Here is a 5,331-nt window from a genome sequence, read left to right as displayed (position 1 = left end):
GATAATTATGAACGTCGTTGTGAAATCGCAAAGCGTTCCTATGATATTATGGTGGACGAGTTGGGGTTCCCGTCTGAAGATATCATTTTTGATTTGAATATTTTTCCTGTAGCAACAGGAATGGAAGAGCATAGAAAAAATGCCATCGATTTTATTGAGGCTACACATTGGGTACGTACCAATTTAACCAACGCTAGTGTTAGTGGAGGTGTCAGTAATGTGTCATTTTCTTTCAGAGGAAATAATGTAGTGCGTGAAGCGATGCACTCTGTGTTTTTATATTATGCCATCCAGAAAGGGATGAATATGGGAATTGTAAATCCTGCTATGTTGGAGGTTTATGATGATATCCCAAAAGATTTGTTAGAACATGTAGAGGATGTAGTTTTAGACAGACGTGATGATGCTACAGAGCGTTTGCTTGATTTTGCAGAATCTGTAAAAGGAAAGGGAAAAGTTCAAGTACAAAATCTTGAATGGAGAGAAGGTGCTTTACAAGATAGAATTACACATTCTTTGGTAAAAGGATTGGATACTTTTATTGTAGAGGATGTTGAGGAAGCAAGGTTGATAGCAGCTAAACCGTTAGAGGTTATCGAAGGGAATTTGATGATTGGAATGAGTGTTGTTGGTGATTTGTTCGGAGAAGGGAAGATGTTTTTACCACAGGTTGTAAAATCTGCTCGTGTCATGAAAAAAGCCGTTGCACATCTGATGCCTTTTATTGAAGAAGAGAAAGATGAAAATTCAAGAGCTCAAGGGAAAGTTCTTTTGGCTACGGTGAAAGGAGATGTGCATGATATTGGTAAAAATATTGTTGGAGTTGTATTAGCTTGTAACAATTATGAAATCGTTGACCTTGGTGTAATGGTTCCACCAGAAAAAATATTAGAGGAAGCTAAAAAGCATAACGTGGATGTTATTGGTTTGAGTGGATTGATTACTCCTTCCTTAGATGAAATGGTGCATATTGCCAAAGAAATGAAGCGATTGGATTTTTCAATTCCTTTGTTGGTTGGAGGAGCAACAACTTCTAGAGCACATACAGCAGTTAAAATTGCGCAACAATACGATCATGGAGTGGTTCATGTATTGGATGCCTCTAGATCTGTGCCTGTTGTAAGTACATTGATAAATGACGAGACAAGAGATGGTTTCTTAAAAGAGACGTATGCAGAATATGATAAATTACGAGATGGTTATTTGAACAGAGCTCGTAAAAAAGTGTATTTGCCATTAGAAGAAGCACGTGCGAATAAGTTTAAAATAGATTGGAAAGCAGAGGATGTGTACAAGCCTAAAAAATTAGGAGTACATGTGATTGAAGATTTAGATTTTAATGAATTGGTGCCTTATTTAGACTGGACTCCTTTCTTTCAATCTTGGGAATTACATGGAAAATACCCAGCTATTTTAGAAGATGAAATTGTTGGTGAACAGGCAAAAGATTTGTTCAAGGATGCTAAGACTATGTTAGATCGTGTTTTAAAAGAAAAATGGTTCAAAGCAAAGGCGGTTTATGGTTTATTCCCTGCCAATGCAACAGAGAATTCTGATGATATTGAGGTGTATAAAGATGAATCAAGAACAGATGTTTTAGAAACGGTATTGACATTACGTCAGCAATCTAAAAAAGGAGCAGGAAAACCGAATATTGCATTGGCAGATTTTGTGGCACCTAAAGAAACAGGTTTGGAAGATTATATAGGTGGTTTTTGTGTGACAACCGGATTTGGTGTTGAAGAAATCGCAGATACCTATAAAGCCGCTTTAGATGATTATAATAGTATCATGGTAAAAGCTTTAGGAGATAGGTTTGCTGAGGCTTTTGCAGAATATTTGCACGATAAAGTTCGTAAAGAATTTTGGGGATATGCTTCTGATGAGAATTTAAGTAATGAAGATTTGATTCGAGAAGAGTATCAAGGAATTCGTCCAGCACCGGGGTATCCAGCATGTCCTGATCATACAGAGAAAACAGCTTTATGGAGATTGTTAAATGTAGAAGAGAATATTGGAGTGACGCTTACGGATAGTTTGGCAATGTTCCCTACGGCTGCAGTTTCTGGATTGTATTTTGCGCATCCAAAAGCAAGATATTTTGGAGTAGGTAAAATTACTTTAGAACAAGTACACGACTTTGCAAAACGTAGAGGTTATACGAATGAAGTGATGGAGCGCTGGTTGGCTCCCAACTTGAATGAATAATAAAATTACGCAATTTAAATATCTATTGAAACCTAGCATTTTAAAAAGTGTTAGGTTTTTTTTTATTAGAGCGATTGTGTATTTTCGCAAGCGCGTTAGGGATAGCAGTGATATCCTTTTTTATTTAGGTTGCACTTCGACAAGCTCAGTGACCAACCAGAAATAAAAAAGATTAAACGGATAGCCCGACCTGTAAGGGAACGCTCAAATAAAAAAACAGAAATGAAAGTTACAGATCACATAAAAGAAGCAAAGGGGAAATCATTATTTTCTTTTGAAATTGTGCCTCCGGTAAAGGGACAGAATATTCAAAAATTATATGATAATATTGATCCTTTAATGGAATTTAAACCAAAATTTATTGATGTGACTACTTCTAGAGAGGAGTATGTTTACCTTGATAAAGGGAATGGATTGTTAGAGAGAAAAATTACTCGTATGCGTCCAGGTACGGTTGGAATCTGTGCTTCTTTGATGCATAAATATAATGTGGATACTGTGCCTCATGTTTTATGTGGAGGTTTTACTAGAGAGGAAACAGAATACGTATTGGTGGATTTACATTATTTAGGAATAGATAATTTAGTAGCCTTACGAGGAGATGCAATGAAGCATGAGTCTTCTTTTGTTCCTTGCAAAGGAGGTAATAATTATGCTGTGGAATTAGTGGATCAGGTTTCTCGTTTGAATGAAGGGAAATTCTTGAATGAAAATGTTGAGATGGATTATAAACCTGATTTTTGTATCGGGGTAGCTGGGTATCCTGAGAAGCATTTTGAATCACCAAGTTTGGATTCTGATTTATTGCGTTTGAAGGAAAAAGTAGATGCTGGAGCCGACTACGTAGTGACACAAATGTTTTTTGATAATAAAAAATATTTTGAGTTTGTAGAAGCGGCAAAGAATATTGGAATTACGGTTCCTATTATTCCAGGAATCAAACCAATTGCAGTAGAGCGTCATTTACAAATATTACCGAAAGTTTTTAGTTTGGATTTACCATTGGCATTGGAAAAAGCTGTATTGGATTGTAAAGGTGATAAAAAAGCGATTCGTCAGGTTGGTATAGAATGGGCTATTCAGCAAAGTAAGGAATTGATGGAAGCAGGAGTTCCTACGGTTCATTATTACTCGATGGGAAAATCGGATAATATTGTAAAAATTGCAAGAGAAGTTTTTTAGTAGCAAGATTTATTGCTTACAGAAAATTAATAATTATCTCAAATACAACTATAAAAAAAAGTGATTCATAGTGAAAGTTTTAAGTGGATTATTTGATTACATTTGTATGGAGAAAAAAAAATATCAATTTAAAAATATATAGTTATGGCATTAGAAATAACAGACGCAACATTTGACGAAGTAGTATTGAAATCAGACAAGCCAGTATTGGTTGACTTTTGGGCAACTTGGTGTGGACCTTGTAGAATGGTTGGACCGATCATTGAAGAAATAAGCAATGATTATGACGGAAAAGCTGTTGTTGGGAAGGTAGATGTAGATAGCAATCAAGAGTTTGCAGCAAAGTACGGAGTAAGAAATATTCCTACAGTATTGTTGTTTAAAAACGGTGAAGTTGTTGACAAGCAAGTTGGAGTAGCTCCAAAAGCGACATACGCATCTAAAATTGACGCAGTCTTATAAATTTATAAGAACATAGAATAAAAAAGCAGTAAAAAAGCAGTACCATAGGGTACTGCTTTTTTTGTTTTAAGCCTGTTTTTCTGGTAGAAAAGAGACTTAAAAGTCCTTTTATTTGAGTAAATTTGTAGGAGCTTTTTGTGTTTAATATCAAGAAGCATAAGAGGCATACGACTATGGATGAAAAATTAATTTCTAAGAAGAAACCGAGTTTTCCAATCACCGATAAATTAAAAGATTATTTAAAAAAATATAGTAGGAACGTGCACATGCCGGTACTATATGATGATTTGTTGCGCTATTCTGGCGGAATTGAAGTATATGATAAATCGGGAGTAGATACCTTTTGGATTCGTGTCTATTATTCAGAGTTTGAAAGAGAGGAAATCGATAGAAGTTTAAAAAGAATTTATAGCATTTTGCATGCTGATGGTAGTGAAGATTCTATTCCTTTTTTAAATATTGATGCAGTTGACTTTTGTACGTTCGGAAATTCAAAGCCTTTTAGAGTAAAGGTTAGAAATATTCTGAATGACAACTATATGTATATGTACATAAAAAAAGCAGATGCTTCTCGTGTATATGGTTTGGAATTGGAACATTTATTGTCACCGGATAGAATTAATTTTTTGGTATATAAGGATACCATCGTAGAGGAACATATTCAAGGAATTCCGGGAGATGTTTTTATGAATGAAGGCTACAAGAATTTCTCATCACGAGACCAAAAACAGCTTTCTAAAGAATTTGTAAAATTCAATGAGCGTTGCATCATTCGCTTATTAGGGGATATGCGTTCTTATAATTATGTGATTGTACCTACGCATGATTTTGACCAAGTACAATATAGAATTAGGGCTATTGATTTTGATCAGCAGTGCTATGAAGGAAAATTTAAGGTTTACATGCCTCAGTTTTTAAAAGAAAATAATTTGTTTGTTCAGATGGTTCATGAAAATTTACATGAGCAATCTATAAATCAGTATAAGATAGAAGAACGTTCTGCAATTTCTAAAAGAATATTACGTGTTCATGATCGTGTTTTGCATCTGTTAGATTGTATGTCGGAAAATGCCATATCAACTCCTGAAAAGGTTGAGCAGTTAAAGGCGGATTTATTGGTTTATACAAAAGATGTCAAATTCAAAAAATGTACAAGTATGGGCGAATTGCTTGGAGTGGCATTTGATTTTGTAGTAAGAAACTATGAAAATGAAAATCACTTTTTAATTCATTGATAGGATGTGTCTAGCATAAAAAAAGCTCCTTGAAATTATTTCAAGGAGCTTTTTTAATATTGTAAAATAGTCTTTCTCTTAATAAATATCAGTATCTAAATCGTCTAAACTTTGATGCTCTCCAAAATTATCAAATTCATCGTCTAAACCATACGGATCTTCTGAACCAGGTTCTTTCTCAGCGGTAAATTCTTTTTCTGGTGCTTTTTCAGGAACCTCTCCGATGGTTAAAACTAATTTAGGA

The 5,331-nt window shown here is 34.6% G+C and carries 4 protein-coding genes; all 4 read left to right on the top strand.

The genetic code is table 11. The annotated features are described in order from the left end of the window. The coding region (locus tag P8H68_RS09375) for a vitamin B12 dependent-methionine synthase activation domain-containing protein (RefSeq protein WP_300323979.1) at positions 1 to 2,208 on the top strand (2,208 nt) is incomplete at its 5' end. 222 nt (positions 2,209 to 2,430) lie between these two features. After that, a complete protein-coding gene (gene metF / locus P8H68_RS09370; RefSeq protein ID WP_300323976.1) occupies positions 2,431 to 3,390 on the top strand; it encodes a methylenetetrahydrofolate reductase [NAD(P)H] in 960 nt (319 codons plus the stop codon). 144 nt (positions 3,391 to 3,534) lie between these two features. After that, a complete protein-coding gene (gene trxA / locus P8H68_RS09365; protein WP_300323973.1) occupies positions 3,535 to 3,852 on the top strand; it encodes a thioredoxin in 318 nt (105 codons plus the stop codon). A gap of 173 nt (positions 3,853 to 4,025) precedes the next feature. Further along, positions 4,026 to 5,087, top strand: a complete 1,062-nt coding sequence (locus tag P8H68_RS09360; RefSeq protein ID WP_300323970.1) for a hypothetical protein — start codon at positions 4,026 to 4,028, stop codon at positions 5,085 to 5,087. Positions 5,088 to 5,331 lie beyond the last annotated feature (244 nt).

This window comes from Flavicella sp. (assembly GCF_029238425.1).
Lineage (GTDB): Bacteria > Bacteroidota > Bacteroidia > Flavobacteriales > Flavobacteriaceae > Flavicella.
The sequence above is the reverse complement of the archived record's forward strand: the minus strand, read 5'-3'. Positions and strand labels throughout refer to the sequence as shown.

Excerpts from the sequence above, each read along its gene's own strand:
- metF (WP_300323976.1), top strand. The coding sequence starts at position 2,431 with ATGAAAGTTACAGATCACATAAAAGAAGCAAAGGGGAAATCATTATTT.
- trxA (WP_300323973.1), top strand. The coding sequence starts at position 3,535 with ATGGCATTAGAAATAACAGACGCAACATTTGACGAAGTAGTATTGAAA.
- P8H68_RS09360 (WP_300323970.1), top strand. The coding sequence starts at position 4,026 with ATGGATGAAAAATTAATTTCTAAGAAGAAACCGAGTTTTCCAATCACC.